General features: G+C 44.2%; 19 protein-coding genes. 6 read left to right on the forward strand and 13 right to left on the reverse strand.

Annotated elements, in window-relative coordinates:
* Window positions 1-42: 42 nt before the first annotated feature.
* From sucD to sdhC, 8 genes are all read right to left on the reverse strand, one after another.
* The gene (gene sucD / locus ACFI6J_RS16445) at window positions 43-915 is read right to left on the reverse strand and encodes a succinate--CoA ligase subunit alpha (protein WP_012518366.1); all 873 of its coding nucleotides are present in this window, start codon (window positions 913-915) and stop codon (window positions 43-45) included.
* Window positions 915-2,081, reverse strand: coding sequence for an ADP-forming succinate--CoA ligase subunit beta (gene sucC / locus ACFI6J_RS16450; RefSeq protein WP_014949450.1), 1,167 nt, complete (start codon window positions 2,079-2,081; stop codon window positions 915-917). The genes sucD and sucC overlap by 1 nt, the downstream gene beginning before the upstream one ends.
* A gap of 152 nt (window positions 2,082-2,233) precedes the next feature.
* Window positions 2,234-3,745 (reverse strand): 2-oxoglutarate dehydrogenase complex dihydrolipoyllysine-residue succinyltransferase, encoded by a 1,512-nt coding sequence (gene odhB, locus ACFI6J_RS16455; RefSeq protein ID WP_239219958.1) that lies wholly within the window; start codon window positions 3,743-3,745, stop codon window positions 2,234-2,236.
* Between the two features lie 9 nt (window positions 3,746-3,754).
* Entirely contained in the window at window positions 3,755-6,574 is a 2,820-nt protein-coding gene (gene sucA / locus ACFI6J_RS16460) for a 2-oxoglutarate dehydrogenase E1 component (RefSeq protein ID WP_014949448.1), read from the reverse strand.
* Between the two features lie 176 nt (window positions 6,575-6,750).
* The gene (locus ACFI6J_RS16465; RefSeq protein ID WP_012518362.1) at window positions 6,751-7,461 is read right to left on the reverse strand and encodes a succinate dehydrogenase iron-sulfur subunit; all 711 of its coding nucleotides are present in this window, start codon (window positions 7,459-7,461) and stop codon (window positions 6,751-6,753) included.
* A gap of 14 nt (window positions 7,462-7,475) precedes the next feature.
* Window positions 7,476-9,248 (reverse strand): succinate dehydrogenase flavoprotein subunit, encoded by a 1,773-nt coding sequence (sdhA, locus tag ACFI6J_RS16470; protein ID WP_014949447.1) that lies wholly within the window; start codon window positions 9,246-9,248, stop codon window positions 7,476-7,478.
* 1 nt (window position 9,249) lies between these two features.
* Entirely contained in the window at window positions 9,250-9,597 is a 348-nt protein-coding gene (gene sdhD / locus ACFI6J_RS16475) for a succinate dehydrogenase, hydrophobic membrane anchor protein (protein WP_014949446.1), read from the reverse strand.
* Window positions 9,591-9,965, reverse strand: coding sequence for a succinate dehydrogenase, cytochrome b556 subunit (gene sdhC / locus ACFI6J_RS16480; protein WP_014949445.1), 375 nt, complete (start codon window positions 9,963-9,965; stop codon window positions 9,591-9,593). Before sdhC ends, sdhD begins: the two co-directional genes overlap by 7 nt.
* Window positions 9,966-10,669: 704 nt before the next feature.
* On the opposite strand from sdhC, the gene ACFI6J_RS16485 reads away from it, so the two are divergent.
* Window positions 10,670-11,947: a citrate synthase gene (locus tag ACFI6J_RS16485; protein ID WP_014949444.1), complete on the forward strand. Its 1,278-nt coding sequence runs from the start codon at window positions 10,670-10,672 to the stop codon at window positions 11,945-11,947.
* A gap of 99 nt (window positions 11,948-12,046) precedes the next feature.
* Entirely contained in the window at window positions 12,047-12,469 is a 423-nt protein-coding gene (locus ACFI6J_RS16490) for a DUF3429 domain-containing protein (protein WP_014949443.1), read from the forward strand.
* A gap of 264 nt (window positions 12,470-12,733) precedes the next feature.
* Here ACFI6J_RS16490 and ACFI6J_RS16495 read toward each other — a convergent pair whose 3' ends face one another.
* The 4 genes from ACFI6J_RS16495 to ACFI6J_RS16510 form a co-directional block, all read right to left on the reverse strand.
* Window positions 12,734-14,194 carry a phosphohexomutase domain-containing protein gene (locus ACFI6J_RS16495; protein WP_462586271.1) on the reverse strand — a complete coding sequence of 487 codons (1,461 nt, stop codon included), beginning with the start codon at window positions 14,192-14,194 and terminating at the stop codon, window positions 12,734-12,736.
* A gap of 193 nt (window positions 14,195-14,387) precedes the next feature.
* A complete protein-coding gene (locus ACFI6J_RS16500) occupies window positions 14,388-14,891 on the reverse strand; it encodes a GNAT family N-acetyltransferase (RefSeq protein ID WP_462586272.1) in 504 nt (167 codons plus the stop codon).
* Between the two features lie 94 nt (window positions 14,892-14,985).
* Window positions 14,986-15,849 carry a pirin family protein gene (locus ACFI6J_RS16505; protein ID WP_462586273.1) on the reverse strand — a complete coding sequence of 288 codons (864 nt, stop codon included), beginning with the start codon at window positions 15,847-15,849 and terminating at the stop codon, window positions 14,986-14,988.
* Window positions 15,850-15,933: 84 nt separating this feature from the next.
* Complete coding sequence (locus tag ACFI6J_RS16510; RefSeq protein WP_462586274.1) at window positions 15,934-16,899, reverse strand: glutathione S-transferase family protein; 966 nt, start codon at window positions 16,897-16,899, stop codon at window positions 15,934-15,936.
* A 220-nt stretch (window positions 16,900-17,119) separates the two neighbouring features.
* Here ACFI6J_RS16510 and tcdA point away from each other — a divergent pair, with 220 nt between their 5' ends.
* Window positions 17,120-17,896, forward strand: a complete 777-nt coding sequence (gene tcdA, locus ACFI6J_RS16515; RefSeq protein WP_014949437.1) for a tRNA cyclic N6-threonylcarbamoyladenosine(37) synthase TcdA — start codon at window positions 17,120-17,122, stop codon at window positions 17,894-17,896.
* 111 nt (window positions 17,897-18,007) lie between these two features.
* The gene (locus ACFI6J_RS16520; protein WP_014949436.1) at window positions 18,008-18,421 is read left to right on the forward strand and encodes a hypothetical protein; all 414 of its coding nucleotides are present in this window, start codon (window positions 18,008-18,010) and stop codon (window positions 18,419-18,421) included.
* A 90-nt stretch (window positions 18,422-18,511) separates the two neighbouring features.
* Here the strand turns inward: ACFI6J_RS16520 and ACFI6J_RS16525 are convergent, their stop codons facing one another.
* The gene (locus tag ACFI6J_RS16525; RefSeq protein WP_014949435.1) at window positions 18,512-18,982 is read right to left on the reverse strand and encodes a DUF2919 family protein; all 471 of its coding nucleotides are present in this window, start codon (window positions 18,980-18,982) and stop codon (window positions 18,512-18,514) included.
* Window positions 18,983-19,288: 306 nt separating this feature from the next.
* Between ACFI6J_RS16525 and rimO the strand changes: the two genes are divergently transcribed.
* Both rimO and ACFI6J_RS16535 read left to right on the forward strand, forming a co-directional pair.
* Complete coding sequence (rimO, locus tag ACFI6J_RS16530) at window positions 19,289-20,743, forward strand: 30S ribosomal protein S12 methylthiotransferase RimO (RefSeq protein WP_014949434.1); 1,455 nt, start codon at window positions 19,289-19,291, stop codon at window positions 20,741-20,743.
* A 161-nt stretch (window positions 20,744-20,904) separates the two neighbouring features.
* Window positions 20,905-21,717, forward strand: coding sequence for a transporter substrate-binding domain-containing protein (locus ACFI6J_RS16535; RefSeq protein WP_348670763.1), 813 nt, complete (start codon window positions 20,905-20,907; stop codon window positions 21,715-21,717).
* The last annotated feature ends 57 nt before the right edge of the window (window positions 21,718-21,774 follow it).

Here is a 21,774-nt window from a genome sequence, read left to right on the forward strand (position 1 = left end):
CGCTTAAAGCGGGCTTTTATCACAAAATTGTTAAGCGTTAGCTTACCAACCTGTAGTCTCGCGAAGCGCCTTGCCGATTTCAGCAAGTGAACGTACAGTTTTAACGCCAGCGTCTTCTAGTGCTTTGAATTTCTCATCAGCAGTACCTTTACCGCCTGCGATGATTGCACCAGCGTGACCCATACGCTTACCTGGAGGAGCAGTAACACCAGCAATGTAAGAAACAACAGGCTTGGTTACATTAGCTTTAATGAACGCTGCTGCTTCTTCTTCAGCTGTACCACCGATCTCACCGATCATTACGATAGCTTCAGTTTGTGGATCGTCTTGGAACATCTGAAGGATGTCGATGAAGTTTGAACCAGGAATTGGGTCGCCACCGATACCAACACAAGTAGACTGGCCAAAACCTTCGTCAGTGGTTTGCTTAACCGCTTCGTACGTAAGTGTACCAGAGCGAGAAACAATACCTACTTTACCAGGCTTGTGGATGTGACCAGGCATGATACCAATTTTACACTCTCCAGGAGTGATTACACCTGGGCAGTTTGGACCGATCATGCGAACGCCTTTCGCTTCTACGTATTCTTTAACGTAAAGCATATCTAGCGTTGGGATACCTTCAGTGATACATACGATTAGCTCGATACCCGCATCTGCAGCTTCAACAATTGAATCTTTACAGAAAGGTGCTGGTACATAGATAACTGTTGCAGTTGCGCCAGTTGCTTCTACCGCTTCACGTACAGTATTGAATACTGGAAGACCTAGGTGCTCAGTACCGCCTTTACCTGGTGTTACACCACCAACCATTTGCGTACCGTAAGCAATTGCTTGCTCAGAGTGGAAAGTACCCTGACCGCCAGTGAAACCCTGACAAATTACTTTAGTATCTTTATTAATTAATACAGACATTATTTGCCCTCCGCTGCAGCAACAACTTTCTGCGCTGCATCAGTTAGCGATTCAGCAGCAATGATATCTAGACCAGAGTTCGCTAGAACTTCACGGCCAAGCTCTGCATTGGTACCTTCAAGACGTACAACTACAGGTACTTCTACGCCAACTTCTTTAACCGCACCAATGATACCTTCTGCAATCATGTCACAGCGAACGATACCACCGAAGATGTTAACCAATACCGCTTTAACATTGTCATCAGAAAGGATGATTTTGAATGCTTCAGCTACACGCTCTTTAGTTGCGCCGCCACCAACGTCTAGGAAGTTAGCTGGCTTGCCACCGTGTAGGTTTACGATGTCCATAGTACCCATTGCTAGGCCTGCACCGTTAACCATACAACCTACATTACCGTCTAGCGCAACATAGTTTAGTTCCCACTGAGCAGCATGAGCTTCACGCGCATCTTCTTGTGAAGGATCTTGCATATCTTTCAGCTTAGGCTGACGATATAGCGCGTTACCATCGATACCTACTTTCGCGTCTAGGCAGTGTAGGTTACCGTCAGTTTTGATAACTAGCGGGTTGATTTCGATAAGCGCAACGTCAAGCTCTTCAAACATCTTAGCTAGGCCAAGGAAGATTTGAGTGAATTGCTTGATTTGTACGCCAGAAAGACCTAGAGCAAACGCCATTTCGCGCGCTTGATAAGGCTGAGGACCTACAATTGGGTCGATTTCAGCTTTAAGGATTTTCTCTGGAGTTTCTTCTGCAACAGTTTCAATCTCAACGCCACCTTCAGTAGATGCCATGAATACAACGCGACGGGTTGTACGGTCAACTACTGCACCAAGGTAAAGTTCGTTAGCGATATCTGTGCAAGATTCAACTAGGATTTTGCTCACAGGCTGACCGTTTTCGTCAGTCTGGAAAGTCACCAAATTTTTGCCAAGCCAGTTTTCAGCGAAAGCGCGAATGTCGTCTTTGTTTTTAACTAGCTTTACACCGCCAGCTTTACCGCGACCGCCCGCGTGTACCTGACACTTAACTACCCACTCGTTTCCGCCAATTCGGTCAGCGGCTTCTACAGCACCTTGAGCAGTGTCTGCTGCGTATCCTTCAGAAACAGGCAAACCGTATTCTTTGAATAGCTGCTTACCTTGGTATTCATGCAAATTCATGGTGTTTCTATCCGATTTTTAGTAAGACAAAAGCCGCAAATGCGACTTGATTAGTTTGACTGATATTATAGGGCAAATATCAGCGTTGCGTTAGGCGCAAAGCAAGCATACACAAGCTAAACGCCTAACCACAATTCCGTGAGACGAAAGTCTTATACGTCTAGAAGTAGACGTGTTGGATCTTCTAGCATCTCTTTAACGGTTACCAAGAAACCTACTGATTCTTTACCATCGATAATACGGTGGTCATAAGAAAGCGCTAGGTACATCATTGGTAGAATTTCTACTTTGCCATTAACAGCCATTGGACGATCTTGGATTTTATGCATACCCAAAATAGCGCTCTGTGGCGGGTTAATGATTGGTGTAGACATTAGTGAACCAAACACACCACCGTTGGTGATTGTGAAATTACCACCTTGTAGTTCAGCCAATGACAGCTTACCGTCACGGCCTTTAAGTGCTAGTTCCTTAATTCCTTTTTCAACGCCTGCCATGCCTAGTGTGTCAGTATCTTTAAGTACTGGTGTTACAAGGCCACGTGGTGTAGAAACAGCAATCGATACATCGAAGTAGTTGTGATAAACAATGTCATCACCGTCGATAGACGCGTTAACTTCAGGGAAACGCTTAAGGGCTTCGGTTACCGCTTTCACGTAGAAAGACATGAAACCAAGGCGAATACCGTGACGCTTCTCGAAGCTGTCTTGATACTGCTTACGAAGGTCCATGATTGGCTTCATGTTTACTTCGTTAAACGTTGTTAGCATTGCCGTAGAGTTCTTCGCTTCAAGAAGACGGTTAGCAATTGTCTTGCGAAGACGCGTCATTGGAACACGTTTCTCGGTACGATTACCCGTTGGTAGGTCAGCTGAAACAGATTCAGACGCAGCAGGCGCTGCCTTCGCTGAGCTGTCGCCGCCTTTAAGGTATTTCTCTACGTCTTCTTTAGTGATACGGCCATTTTTGCCAGTGCCTTTCACTTTAGCTGCGTCAACACCTTTTTCTGCAAGTAAACGACGAACAGAAGGACTAAGCACATCACTGCTCTCGTCACTGTCATCGCTTTCGCTTGACGCTGCTGGAGCAGAAGCGCCGCTTGCTGCACCTTCTACAAATTTAGCAATCACTTCTTCAGCTGTTACGGTGGCGCCCTCTTCTGCGATAATTTCAGCAAGAGAACCGTCTGCAGGAGCAACAACTTCTAGTACTACTTTATCAGTTTCGATATCAACCAAGTTTTGGTCGCGAGAAACTGCTTCACCTACAGCTACGTGCCACGTTGCGATTGTCGCGTCAGCTACAGATTCAGGAAGTACTGGTACTTTAACATCAGATGTTTTTCCAGAAGCCGCTGGAGCCGCATCTGATTTAGAATCGTCTTTCGCTTTGCTTTCTGTTTTAGCTTCAGCTGGTGCAGCAGCACCACCCTTTTCTAGTTTAGCAATAACTTGCTCGCCTAAAACAGTTGCACCCTCTTCGTTTAGGATCTCACCAATTGTACCGTCCGCTGGCGCCACAACTTCTAAAACCACTTTATCAGTTTCAATATCAACCAGGTTCTGGTCTCGTTTAACTGCGTCACCGGCCTTTACGTGCCAGGTTGCAATGGTGGCATCGGCAACTGACTCAGGTAGAACCGGAACTTTTATCTCAATTGTCATTACTGTTCCTTATTTAATTGTGAGTGCGTTTTCAACCAGGGCTTTCTGTTGCTGGTTGTGAACGGATACATAACCTACTGCAGGTGACGAGGATGCATCACGGCCTGCATATGTTAATTTTGCACCATCTGGAATTGCTTGCCAGAAATGGTGTTGGCTACAGTACCAAGCGCCTTGGTTTTGAGGCTCTTCTTGACACCAAACCCAATCTTTTACGTGGCTGTATTGTGCCACAACTTTAGCGCATTCTTCTTGTGGGAATGGATAAAGTTGCTCTAAACGGATGATTGCGACGTCTGTTTGCTCATTTTTACGGCGCTGGTCTAACAAATCGTAGTAAACCTTGCCTGAACACATAACAACACGCTTCACATTCTTCGGATCGATATCATCAATTTCGCCAATTACGTTATGGAATTTGCCTTCTGCAAGTTCCTCTAACGAAGATACAGCCATTGGATGACGTAATAGTGACTTAGGTGACATCACGATAAGTGGTTTACGCATTGGACGAACCACTTGGCGTCTAAGCATGTTGTAAACCTGAGCGGGTGTTGAAGGTACACACACTTGCCAGTTGTGGTCAGCACACATTTGCAAGAATCGTTCAAGACGCGCAGAACTATGCTCTGGGCCTTGGCCTTCATAACCATGTGGAAGTAAAACGGTTAGGCCACACAAACGACCCCACTTCGCTTCACCTGAGCTCAAGAACTGATCAAATACAACCTGAGCGCCGTTAGCGAAGTCACCAAACTGGGCTTCCCAAATAGTCAGACACGTAGGCTCCGCTGTCGCATAACCATACTCAAATGCCATAACCGCTTCTTCTGAAAGCACAGAGTCGTAAATTTCGATCTCGCCCTGTCCTTCACGAATATGCTGTAGTGGCATATATGTCGACGCATCTTTTTGATTGTGCAATACCGCGTGACGGTGGAAGAAAGTACCACGGCCTGAATCCTGACCGGTAATACGAATATCTTCGCCGGCATCAACGATAGTTGCATAGGCCAAGTTTTCAGCCATGCCCCAATCAAGCATTTTCTCGCCAGCAACCATCGCTTTACGGTCTTGGTAAAGCTTGTTTACGCGAGACTGAAGCTTGTGCTCTTCAGGAATAGTAGTGATTGACTCACCTAGCTCTTTGAGCTTCTCAACTGAAAGCGAACCATCGTAAGGCGTATCCCAGTCGTGACCAAGATATGGAGACCAGTCAACGCTGTGCTCTGTCATTGGACGCCACTCTTCAACAACGCACGCGCCGTGGTCGAGCGCTTCACGATATTCTTCAAGATAGCGGTCTGCGTCACGTTGTTCAATCACACCTTCAGCTATTAACTGGTCAGCATAAAGAACACGTGGAACCGGGTGCTTCTTAATTTTTTGGTACATCAACGGCTGCGTGGCGTTTGGCTCATCCGCTTCGTTGTGACCATGACGACGGTAACAAACTAAATCAATTACAACGTCTTTCTTAAACTTATTGCGGTATTCAAGCGCAAGCTGCGTAACAAAGGCAACCGCTTCTGGATCGTCTGAGTTCACATGGAAAATCGGTGCCTGTACCATCTTCGCGATGTCAGTACAATATTGCGTTGAACGGGTATCTTCAGTCTTCGATGTGGTGAAACCAACTTGGTTATTTACCACAATACGAACCGTACCACCTACAGCAAAGCCGCGAGTTTGCGACATGTTGAAGGTTTCTTGTACTACACCCTGACCAGCAATTGCCGAGTCACCGTGAATAGTGATAGGCAGTACTGTATTCGTGTCATCATTGCGACGCGCAAGACGTGCACGTACAGACCCCATAACTACAGGGTTTACAATCTCAAGGTGAGACGGGTTAAACGCTAGTGCTAAGTGAACATTGCCGCCTGGAGTCGCGAAGTCAGACGAGAAACCTGCGTGGTATTTCACGTCACCTGCGCCTAGTGAGTCGTCGTGCTTACCTGAAAATTCATCAAACAGCACCGATGGGTTTTTACCCAATACGTTAACTAGCACGTTCAAACGACCACGGTGAGCCATGCCGATAACCACTTCTTTGGTACCTGCAGTGCCAGCCTTGGTGATTAAACCTTTCAGCATAGGAATAAGTGCATCGCCGCCTTCTAGAGAGAAACGCTTTGCCCCTGGGAATTTAGAACCCAAGTACTTTTCCATTCCGTCAGCCGCAGTAAGACCTTTAAGAATTCCTAGCTTTTCGTCGCGAGAAATTTCAGGTTTTGCTTGAACAGATTCAATTTTTTGTTGCAACCAGCGTTTCTGTTCAGTATCGGTAATATGCATGTACTCTGCACCGATAGAGCCACAGTATGTGCGGTTTAACGATTTAAACAGTTCACCCAATGGCATTGAATCTTTGCCAATGGCATACGAACCTACATTGAATACTGAATCGAAATCTTGCTCAGAAAGGCTGTGGTGAGAAAGTTCTAAATCGCGTACACGCTCTTGTTTCCATAGACCTAGCGGATCAAGGTTTGCGTGCTGATGACCGCGGAAGCGGAACGCATTGATTAACTGAAGAACTTTAACTTGCCTGTCGTCTGAAACATTTGCAGAAGGCACAGACGGACTAGACATGCGGGCGGTTGGCCCTAACGCAGCAAGTTGCCTAAATTGATTTTTAATTGTTGTATGATTGGTTTCTAACTCTACGCCATCGACTTTGGGGAGGTTATCGAAGATTTGTCGCCAATTTTCAGAGACACTTTGCGGGTCTTCTAAATAAGTTTCATACAACTCTTCAACATAGGCAGCGTTGGCACCTGCCATGTGCGAGGAATCCCACCACGCTTTCATCACGCTTTCTTGCATTTAATTTGCCTTGCTACGTTTTATAAAATCTAGTTAACAATCAAGATGTATTATAAGGTTATTCTCAGCATAACCAAGTGTTATAACAGCGAATATATAAAAAAATAGCCATCCTTTTGGGATGGCTATTTAGAGCATCACTATCTGTAACTTTAGGAAGTTATCAGAATATAGTACTAAACAGCCCGTTGTAAAAGCATAGACTTAATTTGGCCTATCGCTTTTGTAGGGTTTAAGCCCTTAGGACATACACTTACACAGTTCATGATACCGTGACAGCGGAATACGCTGAACGCATCATCAAGGTCGTTAAGACGCTCTTCAGTTGCCGTATCACGGCTATCGATAAGGAAACGATACGCGTGAAGTAGACCAGCAGGACCGATGAACTTATCAGGGTTCCACCAGAAAGATGGGCATGACGTTGAACAACATGCACATAGAATACACTCGTAAAGACCGTCAAGTTTCGCACGCTCTTCAGGTGACTGTAAGTGTTCGCGCGCTGGCGGCTGCTTACTGTCGTTGATTAAGAACGGCTTAATCTTTTCGTACTGTGTGTAGAACTGCGTCATATCAACAACAAGGTCACGTACAACAGGTAGACCTGGAAGTGGACGTACTACTATTTTACCTTTGCCCAGTGCAGATAAAGGAGTGATACACGCAAGGCCATTTTTGCCGTTCATGTTCACACCGTCTGAACCACACACACCTTCACGGCAAGAGCGACGGAAAGAAAGCGTCGGATCTTGCTCTTTAAGTGCAAGTAGCGCGTCTAGCACCATCATGTCCTGACCTTCCTCTACTTCTAGAGTGTAGTCTTGCATGCGAGGCTTCGCATCTACTTCTGGGTTGTAACGATAAATCGAAAAAGTTAATTGCATGATCGTTGCCTCTCTTAATATGAACGCACTTTAGGCGGGAATGCTTCCCTAAGCTTAGGCGCCATATTCACTTCACGTTTGAGCATTTTATCAGTGTTCGGATCGTAGATGCTGTGGCATAACCAGTTATCGTCATCACGGTCCGGGAAATCGAAGCGGCTGTGAGCACCACGGCTTTCCGTTCTGAAGTTCGCTGCTACTGCTGTGCTGTACGCGGTTTCCATTAGGTTATCAAGCTCTAAACATTCAATACGCTGGGTATTGAAGTCTGCGCTCTTGTCGTCAAGGCGTGCATGCTTAAGACGCTCGCGAATTTCGCTAAGCTCTTTAAGACCTTCCGCCATTGCTTCACCTTCACGGAATACTGAGAAGTTAAGCTGCATGCATTTCTGCAAGTCTTTCTTAATTTGTACTGGGTCTTCGCCCTTACCTTTCTCTGAATTTTCCCAACGGTTGAAACGCGTCATAGAGGCTTCTAGATCAGACTCTGATGCGTCGCGTGTTGGTGCCATTTCAGACAATGTCTTACCAAGGTGTAAACCAGTCGCGCGACCGAATACAACAAGGTCAAGAAGTGAGTTACCGCCAAGACGGTTTGCACCGTGTACAGATACACAGGCAATCTCACCACAGGCAAATAGACCGTTAACAACCTTGTCGTTACCGTTTTCATCAACCGTTAGACATTGGCCATCAACATTTGTAGGAATACCACCCATCATATAGTGACAAGTAGGAATTACTGGAATTGGTTCTTTCACTGGGTCAACGTGCGCAAACGTACGTGAAAGTTCAAGGATACCAGGTAGACGAGACTCAAGAACGTCTTTACCAAGGTGGTCAAGCTTAAGCTTAATGTGAGTACCCCATGGGCCTTCACAACCGCGACCTTCACGAATTTCAGTCATCATTGAACGCGCAACAACGTCACGACCAGCAAGATCTTTCGCGTTAGGTGCATAACGTTCCATGAAACGTTCGCCGTCTTTATTGAGAAGGTAACCACCTTCACCACGACAACCTTCTGTTACCAATGTTCCTGCGCCAGCGATACCCGTTGGGTGGAACTGCCACATTTCCATATCTTGAACTGCAACGCCTGCACGAAGCGCCATACCAACACCGTCACCGGTATTGATGTGTGCATTTGTAGTAGATGCGTAGATACGACCCGCACCACCTGTTGCAAGTACAACAGCGCGAGACTTGAAGTAAACTACTTCACCAGATTCGATATCAATCGCGGTACAACCAACAACGTCTCCGTCTTGGTTTTTAACTAGGTCTAGTGCATACCACTCAGAGAAAACTTTTGTTTTGTTCTTTACGTTTTGCTGGTAAAGAAGGTGTAGAAGCGCGTGACCAGTACGGTCAGCTGCAGCTGCTGTACGAGCGCCCTGCTCGCCACCAAAGTTCTTAGACTGACCGCCAAAAGGACGCTGGTAGATTTTACCGTTTTCGAAACGAGAAAATGGTAGACCCATATTTTCCATTTCGATAATTGCTTCTGGACCAGTTTTACACATGTATTCGATAGCGTCTTGGTCACCGATATAATCAGAGCCCTTAACGGTGTCATACATGTGCCATTCCCAATTGTCTTCGTGTGAATTACCAAGTGCTACAGTAATACCACCTTGAGCAGACACAGTATGAGAACGGGTTGGAAATACTTTTGATAACAGTGCACATGATTTACCAGACTGCGAAATCTGTAGTGCTGCGCGCATACCTGCACCGCCAGCACCAATTACTACTGCATCAAACTCGTGAACGGGTAAACTCATTTTACACTCCCCACAATACGAATAGGCCAACAGCTACATAGCCGAACGCGATGATATTTAAGATATATTGTAGTCCTGCGCGCAGACCTGCTGATTTAACATAGTCTGTAAGCACCTGCCAAAGGCCGATGCGCACGTGGATCATCACTGCTACTAGTGCTGCCAATGTGAAAACTTTCATAGCCAGGCCAGAGAACAACCCTCGCCATTCGATAAACGTTAGGTTATCGGTGGTAATAAAGAACCACGCCATGAAAACCGAGTACGCGAAAATAATTGCTGCTGTAGCGCGAAGTGAAACGTAGTCTTGTACGCCGTCACGCTTAATGCTTGCTTGGTTGGTTACCATAATGCAACTCCCAATACTACGGTCAGTACAACCCAAAGTGCGATTACTGCTTTTGCACTTGTGTTACCCGACTCTAATTCTTCCCAGTGACCTAAATCCATAACAACGTGTCTTAGGCCGCCTAGAATGTGATATGTCAGCGCTGAAGCTGTGCCAATTGCGACAAATTTTCCAAAGAAACCGTCCATGATTGCTTGTACGTCCGCGAAACCTTCAGGCGAATGAACAGAAACTGCCCATGCCCAGATAACAAAAAGTAGCGCGAAGAACATTGCAACACCGGTTACACGGTGGAGAATTGACGAAATAGCAGAGGGCGGAAATTTAATAGTATTGAGTTCTAAATTTACTGGTCTTTGCTTTTTCACAATGTATGCCTGTTTAATCCGTAGGGGATAATGAATTTCTTACCTTTATTATGTCCTGAGTAAGTGAATTCGATTTTTAACCTGTTAATTGCCTCATCCATTGAGTTGTTAACAATTTGTGAATTATTCTTTAATGCCTGTAACAGAATAATTATTCCATTTCCAAAGCACCGCTGAGTATATCCAGCGTAGTATATAATTACAATTTTTTGTGCCGTAGTAAGACTTTAGTCGCTATATACACTTTTATGATAATTATTTTGAATAAAAAGAGATCAAAATTGAGCGCAACACGTTTAAACGAGCGCAATTACAGTGTTAAGAAGTTTACCAGCAGCTAAATGGAATAACTATGCATAACAACGAGAAATTAAGCACTTTTAATCTGTATGCGTATTTATTCCTCATCAAAAGGTTACTTTTTAAACTAACCTGTTAATATATTTATCGTTCGGTGGTTTACCTTTGTCGAAAAGCCATTGATAATTGCACCGTATCGGGCAAAGTGAAATCCCAACGAGTTAATTAATCGTTATCTGATTGCTAGTATTTTTTTAAGCAATTCGGAATATTTATTGTGCAAATATGCAATTAAATTGACTTGTTGGTGCATAATAAAGTACAAATACGCCCACTTTTCCCAACGAAGCGGATATTTTCGTCCGTTTTCGCTGCAAACAGAACCATTCTGAGGAGAGCATTTTATGGCAGATCAGAAAGCCATTCTTAAAGCCGGCGGTAAGGAAATCGAGCTTCCTATCTTGTCTGGCACCGAAGGACAAGATGTAATCGATGTCCGTACGTTAGGCCAGCACGGTTATTTCACGTACGACCCAGGTTTTATGGCGACAGGATCTTGCGAGTCTTCAATTACCTACATTGATGGCGCTCAAGGTGTATTATTACACCGCGGTTTCCCTATCGAAGAACTAGCGCGTGATGCAGACTACTTAGAAGTTTGTCACATGCTTCTTCACGGTGATGCACCAACAAAGGAACAGTACGAAGAATTTAAAGAGACAATTACTCGTCACACCATGGTACATGAACAAATTAACATGTTCTTCCACGGTTTCCGCAACGACGCCCACCCTATGGCAATGCTATGTGGTACCGTTGGCGCGATGTCTTCGTTCTACCACAGCGATTTAGACGTTTCTAATGAAGAACAGCGCATTCGCAGCGCGCACCGTCTAATTGCTAAAATGCCTACTCTTGTTGCTATGTGCTACAAGTACAATGTAGGTCAGCCGTTTGTTTATCCACGAAACGACTTAAGCTATGCAGCTAACTTCCTGAACATGATGTTCTCTGTACCAGCAGAAGAATATCAAATCAGCCCAGCTGTTGAGCGCGCGATGGACCGTATCTTTACGCTTCACGCAGACCACGAACAGAATGCTTCAACGTCTACCGTTCGTCTTGCCGGTTCTTCTGGTGCGAACCCATATGCATGTATTTCTGCTGGTGTTGCGTCACTTTGGGGTCCTGCTCATGGTGGTGCAAACGAAGCATGTCTGAACATGCTAGAAGAAATTGGCACAGTTGATCGTATTCCTGAGTTTATTGCACGCGCTAAAGACAAGAATGACCCATTCCGTCTTATGGGCTTCGGTCACCGTGTTTATAAGAACCACGATCCACGTGCAACGGTAATGCGTGAAAGTTGTCACGAAGTACTAAGCGAACTTAATGTTAAAGATCCACTACTAGAAGTAGCAATGGAGCTTGAAAAGATTGCATTGAGTGACCCGTACTTTGCAGAGAAGAAACTGTTCCCGAACGTAGACTTCTATTCTGGTATCGTACTTAAAGCGATTGGTATTCCAACTAACATGTTTACGTGTATTTTTGCCCTGTCTCGTACAGTAGGTTGGATTTCACACTGGCATGAAATGATGAGCGACCCTAAACAAAAAATTGGTCGTCCTCGTCAGCTTTACACTGGTCATAACCAGCGTAAGTACACGCCAATTAAGTAGTAAATTAGTAAATACTGAACTAAGTATTACGCTCAATAGTAAAAATAGCGCCTTTAAGGCGCTATTTTTGTTTATACAAGATTACTTCAAGGAACAACAATGCCCTATTCAGCGGTTTTTCTAGGTATTGCCGGTCTCATTCCTTTTGTGGCTATGCCACTGGCTTATCAGCTTAACCTGTTATCGCTTACGCAAAGCGCCGTTTACTTTGTCCAATACTCAGCCGTGCTATTGTCTTTCTTTGGTGGTATCCATTGGTGGGACGCAATAAGTAATCAACGTTACGACAAGCAAATGCTAGTCGCTATGTTGCCGACCATAATTGGGTGGTTGTGTTTAGTGTTCTCTCACGACGTGAAGGTGTTTGGCGTGTTATCGCTAAGCTACGTCGCCGTACTTATTTACGACAAGTTTATCCTTAGTCTTCCTAAAGAGCAGATTGTAAGTTACATAAGTTTGCGGATGGGATTAACAAGTGTCGTTGTTATCTGTCACGCCTGGATGATTTACTTGCTCGTCTAACGTTGTTACTAACAGCTTAGCGTTAAAGGCATGACATTAGTTAATTGCAAAAAAAGTAATAGAGGCAAAAGCCTGCGGTGCTTAAGCGAGTGTCTAACTCAAGCCACAAGGTTACGCATAACCAGCTCAAGCTATTGATAAATAGAGATTTAACAAGTTTAAATCTCGAAAACAAAAAAGGCGATAATATCACTATATTATCGCCTTCGTTTTTTACTTATCTAGGGCCTGTTGACCTAGCGTTATTAACGAAAAGTACCGTGGTTATTCAGCGCGAATAAGCGAAAGTAGCTCTTCGGTTTTTTGTTCCATCAACGCAATGTCGCCTTTACTTTCGACGTTTAAACGAATAACTGGCTCAGTATTCGATTTGCGTAAATTAAAGCGCCATGTGCCAAACTCCAGACCCAAACCATCGGTAGTATCGATTACGCTGGCTAGTGGCTGATACTTACTTGTAACGTGTTCCAGCGCTGCGTCAGCATCTTTTAGTTTACTGTTAATTTCACCAGAAGATGGAAACGCTTCAATTCGCGCTTTTACCATGCTCGCTAGTGTTTGCTTTTTCACACACACCAATTCTGCAATTAGCAACCAAGGGATCATGCCTGAATCACAGTAGGCAAAATCTCTAAAGTAATGGTGCGCGCTCATTTCACCGCCATAAACCGCATCTTCTTTGCGCATACGCTCCTTAATAAACGCATGGCCGGTCTTCGACTTAATAGGTGTACCACCAGCATTCGCTACGATATCTTCTGTATTCCAGTATACGCGAGGGTCATAAATGATTTTACTGTCAGTGTTTTTCTCGATAAAGGCTTCAGCAAGCAAACCCACGATGTAATACCCTTCAATAAATTCACCATCAGCGTCAAACAAGAAGCAACGGTCGAAATCACCATCCCATGCAATGCCAAAATCAGCTCCCGACGCTTTAACAGCGTCAGCCGTGTCAGCACGGTTTTCAGGTAACAATGGATTGGGGATGCCGTTTGGAAATGTACCATCAGCATTGTGATGTACTTTAACAAACTCTATCGGAACACCCTGCACTTTCATTTCTTTTTCAATAGCGTCTAGCGCGGGGCCTGCGGCACCATTACCTGCATTAACCACCACTTTTAACGGCGTAAAATTGCTCAAATTAACATAAGAAAGCATGTGAGAAACATAGTCAGACATACACGATTTAACCGCATATTTATCGGTTTCATAAAGCTTATCTTCTTTTACATGAGCCGTACCATTGAAAAACGCATCGGCGTCAATTGTCGCACCGTTTGTGTAGTGTGCTAATCGCTCTGACACGAAGCTATCTTCTAGTGCTTCCGCTTTCTCTTTTATCGCGTTTAGGCCTGTGTCGCCACTAATTGGAACAGAGCCTGACTTCACCAGTTTCATGCCGTTATAATTAATGGGGTTATGACTTGCCGTGACTTCAATACCGCCATCAACGCCAAGGTGTTTGGTCGCGAAGTAAATTTCTTCTGTTCCTGCCATGCCAATATCGGTCACTGTTGCACCAGCGTCAATAAGACCAGCGCTTAACGCTAATTTTAATGGTGTTGATGTAAGACGCACATCACTACCAACAACAACAGTTTTCGCATTTAATTCTTGCGCAAACGCATAGCCAATTCGATACGCTACATCTTCAGTCAGTTGTGAGTTCAATTCGCCACGAATATCGTACGCTTTAAAGCAGGTAATTGGGGTTGCCATTTGGATCGAAATTCCCTGTGTATTAACTATTTATGATTACATTATCGCCTTTTACAACAAAAAAGCGCATACGCCCCTTGTTATTGTCGTAAAAGAGATTAGACATACCGATATTAAATCATTAGAGGGAGTGAATTACTAATTCAATTTGAACAGCGCAACGTTTTGCTCACGCTGTTTTCAATCGATGAGTTTAAAGCGCGAGTTCGAAGTAGATACTGTTATGGAAAGCGCCTTGATGACGATACTTTCGGCGAAAGCACAGCTTAGGACTAAAACCATTCTTGATAAGGACTTTTTCAGAAGCGGCGTTATTATCAATTACTTCAGCAGTGAGCAAATTTATGCCCATGCTTTTGGCCTCCTCAATTAAAAATGAGACGCAGTGAGAAGCAATGCCTTTTCCACAATCCTTCTCTGCAACTCGATAGCCGATTTCCGCCTTGTCGCCTGCTCTATTTTTAATGTTAGCACGCGCTACAATCTGGTCATTTCGTTGCTCATCAACAAGCACATAACCCCAAGCTCTATTCTGCTGTTGTAAGTAAAGCAATTCGCTAATGTGGTAGCCAACGCCATCCAATGAATAAAACGCTGCCTCTCTTGGTGCTATAGACAATTCAAAATAGGCTTTGTTACTACGCTCAAATTCTAAAAGTGATAGCACGTGTTTTTCGGCGACGCTTTCAAAATGCATTGGCAGTGCTGCTCCTTGCTGAACCTAGCCCAGTCTAATACCAGTCCGCATAGATAATTACCCATCGTCGAATCAAATCAGGCAAACCTTGTATCTACTTTGCTAATGAACCGCTTTGGTAATCGTTAAATGCCTGAACAATTTCCTGCTGAGTGTTCATTACAAAAGGCCCATATTGGACAACAGGCTCTTTAATAGGTTTACCTGAGACCACTATAAACTTACAACCTGTATCAGCGGATACAGATAGATGCTTGCCACTTTGTGACAAAACACCCAGCTCTCCCTGCGACACAATTGTTTCTTTGCTAAGTTCGCCGCTATTAATGACCACGTTTCCCTCGTACACATAAATAAAGGCAGCTTCATCCGAACCCAGTGCAATTTCCGAACTCCCGCTTCGTAGTGCAACGTCTAAAAAAGTAGGAGCAACCGCCGTTGTCTTCACAGGCCCTTTCACACCGTCAATTTCACCTGCTAACACTTTGATTACTGCATCTTGAATGTGTACTGTAGGCACACTATCTGGCTGTATGTCTTGATAGTTCGGCGCTGACATTTTCTCTACGGCCGGAAGATTCACCCACAGCTGAAAGCCTTGTAACAAGCCCTCCTCCTGCTCCGGCATTTCTTCATGTATTATGCCTCGGCCCGCATTCATCCATTGAATGCCACCAGCATCAATAACCCCCTCATTGCCTACAGAGTCTTTATGGAGCATTTTTCCTGCAAGCATATAAGTAACTGTCTGAAAACCACGGTGAGGATGTGGTGGAAAACCAGCAATGTATTCACCTGGATTATCTGAACCAAAAAAATCCAACATTAAAAAGGGATCGAGGCGAGGTAGATCAGGTTGTCCGATAATACGAGTAAGCGACACCCCCGCGCCATCACTTGTTGGCATACCTGTAACCACTTTCTCTATCGATTTTTGTTCACTCACTTCCACTGACATAATGTGTATCTACCTTAAATCTTAACCTTCACTATCTTTTACGAGCTTCACGTTTAGCTTTTTGTATTACCGACCTTGGGTGCTTCAACGTCCCATTTTATCGCGACCGTGAGGCGACATAAGATCTTGCTCTGGCCCAACGGGGATTACCTGGGTTGGATTTATCATAGTATGGCTGTAGTAATAGTGCCTTTTGATATGGTCGAAGTTTACCGTTTCAGCAACACCCGGAACTTGATAAAGTTCTTTCATATAGCCGTAGATGTTTGGATAGTCTGCGATTTGCTTTTTATTGCATTTAAAATGCCCGTGATACACAGCGTCGAAGCGTATCAGCGTGGTAAATAAGCGCCAGTCTGCTTCTGTTATTTTGCTGCCAACCAAATAACGTTGTTTGCTCAACCTTTCTTCAACCCTATCTAGGGCGCAGAACAATGCAGTTACTGCCTCTTCATAGGCCTCTTGCGTTGTAGCAAATCCAGCTTTGTACACGCCATTATTTATGTCGTGATACACCATATTGTTGATGGCATCAATTTCTTCACGTTGGGCGTTAGGATAATAATCGTCTTCATTATCAGTCAGTGAATTAAACCCACTGTTAAAAATACGGATAATTTCAGCTGATTCATTATTAACGATAGTTTCTGTTCGTTTGTCCCAAAGGATTGGAACAGTGACACGGGTGGTTATCTCAGGTTCTGCCTTAGTATAAATTTGATGCGCATAATCAAAGTTATAAAGCTTATCTCCCGTTGATCCTGGGTAACCTTTAAACTCCCAGCCTTGATCAAGCATCTCAGGGTGTACCACCGAAACATCAATATGCGCTTCCAATCCCTTTAACTTTCTAAATATGAGCGCTCTGTGGGCCCAAGGACAAGCTAACGAGACATAAAGATGATAGCGACCAGATTCAGCGGGAAACGTGGAACCATCTTCATTACTAACTTTGTCACGAAATTTAGATGCTTGGCGCTCAAATTTCCCACCATTTTTGCTGGTGTCGTACCACTTGTCTTGCCATTTTCCATCAACGAGTAAGCCCATATGCCTGCCCCTTTTTATTACTTCATTAAACAATGAATTCATTTAAACATGTATTGGGTAGAACGTATGTCGCTTAAAATCGGATTTATTATTCGAAAAAACTGGAGTGTATTGATCTTTAGTGTTCACTTTTGAGATGATGCGCGCCCTGCTAGCGTGTTTGCACGTTTTTGTGTGAACACACGCCTTTAAGTTAGTTTATTTTTAAGTGAAGTGAAACATGTCTGATGATCCACGTTTAGGCGGTATTGTGCGTTTGTATGGCGCACAGCAAACTAATAATTTAGCTAACAGTCATGTGGCTGTAGTCGGCATTGGCGGTGTGGGAAGTTGGACTGCAGAAGCACTAGCTCGTTCGGGCATAGGTACTATAACTCTTATTGATTTAGACGATGTTTGCGTAACTAATACAAATCGCCAAATTCACGCGCTTTCCAATACCATAGGGGAAGCAAAGGTCGACGCTATTGCATCGAGAATTCACTTGATAAATCCTGCTTGCAAAGTGAACTGTATTGAGGATTTTGTCACTCCAGAAAATACGGCCACGCTTTTAACCAAAGAAATGCACGCTGTAGTCGATGCCACTGACAGTATTCGCGCTAAAGCGGCGATGATAGCTCACTGTAAACGCAATAAAATTCCCATTGTTACGGTTGGCGGTGCGGGCGGTCAAATAGACCCAACTCAAGTCACTAAAGGCGATTTAGCTAAAACAACACAAGACCCCCTAGCAGCTAAGCTACGCAGTGAGCTTAGACGTAACTATAATTTTAGTAAAAACCCAAAACGCCGCTTTGGCGTTGAATGTATCTATTCAACAGAGCAATTGCGCTACCCACAACCTGACGGCTCGGTTTGTTACAACAAATCTGCAATGGAAGGTGGTACTCGACTAGACTGTGCTGGCGGCTTTGGTGCTGTGGTCACGGTAACCGCCACCTTTGGTATGTTTGCCGCTGCAAGTGTAATAAATAGATTAACTGGACAAAAATAGACTTTGGCCGATAACTTGCGCACAATAGTCAAAAACTTATAACACCTTGTCTTAACGACTTTTTAAGCGTTAGCTTGTTATAACAAAAGTATCGGTGAGAAGGAGAACAACATGTCACCTGATGAACTCAATAAATTAATGGCAGATTGCGCGAAGGACGCTGTGGTAACAGCAGCTGATGAGTTCGATATTGTACTCGACCACTCACCCGCTAGCGTAGCACTGGTGGACGATATTTTACTTAGTTTCGTAGATAAATATCACGATTTAGCGTTAGAAGATGAAGCAGTGTTCACCATCTGTAATATCTTTGGCGCTTACGTTGGAGAAATTTTAAAAGCGCAGCTAGATGGTGAATGGATTTACGATCAGTCAAATCCTAAAGCACCTGCCGTTTTTCTCCAGGTTGGTGAAAATACCTATGCCTTAGCGGGTATTTGCTATGAACGTCTGGTTAACGACAGTCAAATCAGCGTATTTGCCTACTATGAACAGGCGTTGGGGAACCACTTACGCAGCCACTAACGTTCTCACAGATTTTGCACTCAGTTTAACGTATGTTCAATTGAGTGCATTAAATATATTTCCAATAAAGATGTTTTTGGAGAATGAGGTTCAGGGGTTAGGTGTTTCCCAATCCTCTACCATCCACTTTAAATGACGACTTTTTGAAATTGCGTACAAGGCTATACTGTAAAAAACGATTTTAACACCCGTAATAGTTTCAAACCCCCAGTGATGATGCATAGAGTAGTAAAGCTGAACACTCAACAATGCCAACACCCCCAATTGAGCCAGTGGAATAACCCATCGGCGCCATGCTAAAAAGCCTTTTTTCCATAAGCGATCTCGTTGGCTAACCAAAGATAACGCAATTAACACAGGTAAACTTGCCGCTAACCCCAACCCTAACGTTTCTTTTTGTGGGTAAAAGAACGTAAGTAGCTCACTAGTTTGAGTGCGGGAAGCCAGAGAAAAGACGAACGCGAGCCAGTCAATGCATAGAAGTATAAACACGCTGTAAAGCCAACGGGGAGGAAGAATTCGCCCTGACTCATCATAAAAAGTTAGCGGTAATTTAAGCATGCATTCACTTCTATTTTATTAATTTGAACCCTAAAGCGCATTCAACTCTGATAATGTTTACTTTCAAGAAGTGTTAAATGTGGGGGTGAGTAAGGTATTTTTAAACCTTGTTCGTGCCGCTTTTACAATGAAACCCGTGGCCGTTTAAACTTGTTTTCACATTTAGTGCCTAACTTACGGCTGTACTGTGAGAATACGTCAATAATTTATATCTTGGTCGCTAATTATATATACTGCGTACAAGCATGTTTTCCTGTATAATCCGCGGCCATTTTAAGCTCAGTCATTTTCCAGGTGATATTTTAGATGACAGTAGAAACGTTTAATCCAAACAAAGTAGTAAATAAAACCACCACGCTAGAAACGCCAGTGAAGGTATTAAGTGACAACAAACCTTCGCAACAAAGCAATGGCAGCAGAATTGGTTTTGTTAGCTTAGGTTGCCCTAAGAACTTAGTTGATTCAGAGCGTATTCTTACTCAACTTCGCACCGAAGGTTATGACGTAGTCCCTACCTACAACGATGCCGACTTGGTTATCGTTAACACCTGTGGATTCATTGACGCGGCGGTAGAAGAGTCATTAGACACCATAGGCGAAGCACTTAAAGAAAACGGCAAAGTTATCGTTACCGGGTGTTTAGGTGTTAAAGAAGACGAAATTAGAGAGCTTCATCCAAATGTACTGGCTATCACGGGGCCTCATGCCTACGAAACGGTAGTTGAGCAAGTACACGATCATCTTCCAAAACCCCAGCACAATCCGTTTGAAGATCTTATTCCTGATCACGGCGTAAAATTAACGCCTCGCCATTATGCTTATTTAAAGATTTCAGAAGGCTGTAACCACCGTTGTACCTTCTGTATCATTCCTTCTATGCGTGGCGACCTTGTCAGCCGCCCAGTGGGTAACGTACTCGATGAAGCTAAGCGTTTGAAAGACGCTGGTGTTAAAGAGCTATTGGTTATTTCACAAGACACTAGCGCCTATGGTGTTGATGTTAAGCACAGAACGGGCTTTTGGAACGGCATGCCGGTTAAAGCACACATGCAACAGTTGTGTGAAAAGCTGGGCGAAATGGGCATTTGGGTCCGATTACATTACGTATACCCTTACCCACATGTTGATGACCTAATTCCACTGATGAACGAAGGAAAGATTCTTCCTTACTTGGATATTCCGTTTCAACACGCCAACAAACGTATTCTCAAATTAATGAAACGCCCAGGTAGTGCTGAGCGCGTACTAGAGCGCGTTAAAAAGTGGCGCGAACAGTGCCCATCATTAGTCATTCGTTCGACATTCATCGTCGGCTTTCCGGGCGAAACGGAAGAAGAGTTTGAAGAGTTATTGGACTTCCTTCGCGAAGCGCAGCTTGATCGTGTTGGTGCATTCGCCTATTCCCCTGTTGAAGGTGCAAGAGCAAATGACCTCCCTGACCCAGTGCCAGAAGAAGTGAAACAAGCTCGCCTTGCACGGTTTATGGAAGTACAGGGCGAAATAAGCGCAGCGCGACTTCAAGCGAGAATCGGTAACGAATATCAAGTTGTTATCGACAGCGTTGATGCTGAAGGTGCCGTCGGCCGTACCTATGCAGACGCACCGGAAGTTGATGGTCTGGTTCATTTAAACGGTGTTTATGACGTAAAACCTGGCGATCGTGTATGGGCTGAAGTTATTCACGCTAACGAACACGACGTATGGGCAGTATTGTCTGAAGACCAAGACGAAGAAGACGAAGGCGCTGATCCCGCGCTGTAACTTTCGATTAACTGCAGTCTAAACTCGAAAGTCATCTATTCGTTATTTTTGTAACCCTATCGGCTAATTGCCAGTCGATAGGGTTTTATGTATAACAGACCCTATACATAATTAAACAAGTAAAACTATCAATGCCATCTTCTGTGGTACGTGAATAAAATATGGCAATGTTACCCTACTCCAAACTGAAACACTCTTCCCGCCACATCTTGTCATTTGGCATAGTGCTCATTTTGACTTTCGTATTCAACCCTCGTGCACTTGCCAGTACAGAGTGTAAGACTTTACACACCGCGGGAGCACAACAGTGGTTTCCCTACGCATTTAACGAGTTTGAAAGAAGGTTGAAAGCTACGGGGATAGCATTTGACGTTTTAACCCTGCTAGCACGGGATTTAGGTGTCACACTAAAGATAGAAACCGGGCTCCCCTGGAAACGAATAGAATCCAAACTCGACGCGGGCGAGCTTGATATTTTGGCGGGAAACTATTGGAACGAAGCTCGTAGTCGAAAATGGCTTATCACCGCACCGTTTGCAGCAGAAGAGGTTTACGTTGTGCTCTCTCCTTCACTTTCTCAAACGCGAGGTACCGACCTTTCGCTTAACGCACTCGCGCAATATATTGGTGTGATGCCTCGAGGAATAAGCTTAGGTGAAAAATTCGATAGCATTAAATCAAACTTGAATATTATCGAAGTTAAAGACCACGACAAAATGTATGAAATGATGCGTCGACATCGTGCTGATTACGCAGTTTCACCACAAAGCGCAGCACTAAGCCACTTGAACGACCCAGAAAATGACGGCATGCGAATAAGCCAGTCACCTATATCTTCAAACAATGTACATTTTGCTATCTCCGCCAAATCTAAGTGCGCATCACTATTTCCAGAGTTTAACCAAGCCCTTAGCGCTCGTTTAAAAGACGGGTCTATTAAGCAAATCATTGATACGTATGATTTAACGCGCTAAAGCTATGGCGCATTGGAATCATGTAGTTAAGAACACGTGTAGTTAAGGACACGTACA

This window comes from Alteromonas sp. G4i13, assembly GCF_054960505.1.

What these genes read in the sequence shown, in the direction of transcription:
- sucD (WP_012518366.1), bottom strand. Translation starts at nt 915, where the DNA reads ATGTCTGTATTAATTAATAAAGATACTAAAGTAATTTGTCAGGGTTTC.
- sucC (WP_014949450.1), bottom strand. Translation starts at nt 2,081, where the DNA reads ATGAATTTGCATGAATACCAAGGTAAGCAGCTATTCAAAGAATACGGT.
- odhB (WP_239219958.1), bottom strand. Translation starts at nt 3,745, where the DNA reads ATGACAATTGAGATAAAAGTTCCGGTTCTACCTGAGTCAGTTGCCGAT.
- sucA (WP_014949448.1), bottom strand. Translation starts at nt 6,574, where the DNA reads ATGCAAGAAAGCGTGATGAAAGCGTGGTGGGATTCCTCGCACATGGCA.
- ACFI6J_RS16465 (WP_012518362.1), bottom strand. Translation starts at nt 7,461, where the DNA reads ATGCAATTAACTTTTTCGATTTATCGTTACAACCCAGAAGTAGATGCG.
- sdhA (WP_014949447.1), bottom strand. Translation starts at nt 9,248, where the DNA reads ATGAGTTTACCCGTTCACGAGTTTGATGCAGTAGTAATTGGTGCTGGC.
- sdhD (WP_014949446.1), bottom strand. Translation starts at nt 9,597, where the DNA reads ATGGTAACCAACCAAGCAAGCATTAAGCGTGACGGCGTACAAGACTAC.
- ACFI6J_RS16485 (WP_014949444.1), top strand. Translation starts at nt 10,670, where the DNA reads ATGGCAGATCAGAAAGCCATTCTTAAAGCCGGCGGTAAGGAAATCGAG.
- ACFI6J_RS16490 (WP_014949443.1), top strand. Translation starts at nt 12,047, where the DNA reads ATGCCCTATTCAGCGGTTTTTCTAGGTATTGCCGGTCTCATTCCTTTT.
- ACFI6J_RS16495 (WP_462586271.1), bottom strand. Translation starts at nt 14,194, where the DNA reads ATGGCAACCCCAATTACCTGCTTTAAAGCGTACGATATTCGTGGCGAA.
- ACFI6J_RS16500 (WP_462586272.1), bottom strand. Translation starts at nt 14,891, where the DNA reads ATGCATTTTGAAAGCGTCGCCGAAAAACACGTGCTATCACTTTTAGAA.
- ACFI6J_RS16505 (WP_462586273.1), bottom strand. Translation starts at nt 15,849, where the DNA reads ATGTCAGTGGAAGTGAGTGAACAAAAATCGATAGAGAAAGTGGTTACA.
- ACFI6J_RS16510 (WP_462586274.1), bottom strand. Translation starts at nt 16,899, where the DNA reads ATGGGCTTACTCGTTGATGGAAAATGGCAAGACAAGTGGTACGACACC.
- tcdA (WP_014949437.1), top strand. Translation starts at nt 17,120, where the DNA reads ATGTCTGATGATCCACGTTTAGGCGGTATTGTGCGTTTGTATGGCGCA.
- ACFI6J_RS16520 (WP_014949436.1), top strand. Translation starts at nt 18,008, where the DNA reads ATGTCACCTGATGAACTCAATAAATTAATGGCAGATTGCGCGAAGGAC.
- ACFI6J_RS16525 (WP_014949435.1), bottom strand. Translation starts at nt 18,982, where the DNA reads ATGCTTAAATTACCGCTAACTTTTTATGATGAGTCAGGGCGAATTCTT.
- rimO (WP_014949434.1), top strand. Translation starts at nt 19,289, where the DNA reads ATGACAGTAGAAACGTTTAATCCAAACAAAGTAGTAAATAAAACCACC.
- ACFI6J_RS16535 (WP_348670763.1), top strand. Translation starts at nt 20,905, where the DNA reads ATGGCAATGTTACCCTACTCCAAACTGAAACACTCTTCCCGCCACATC.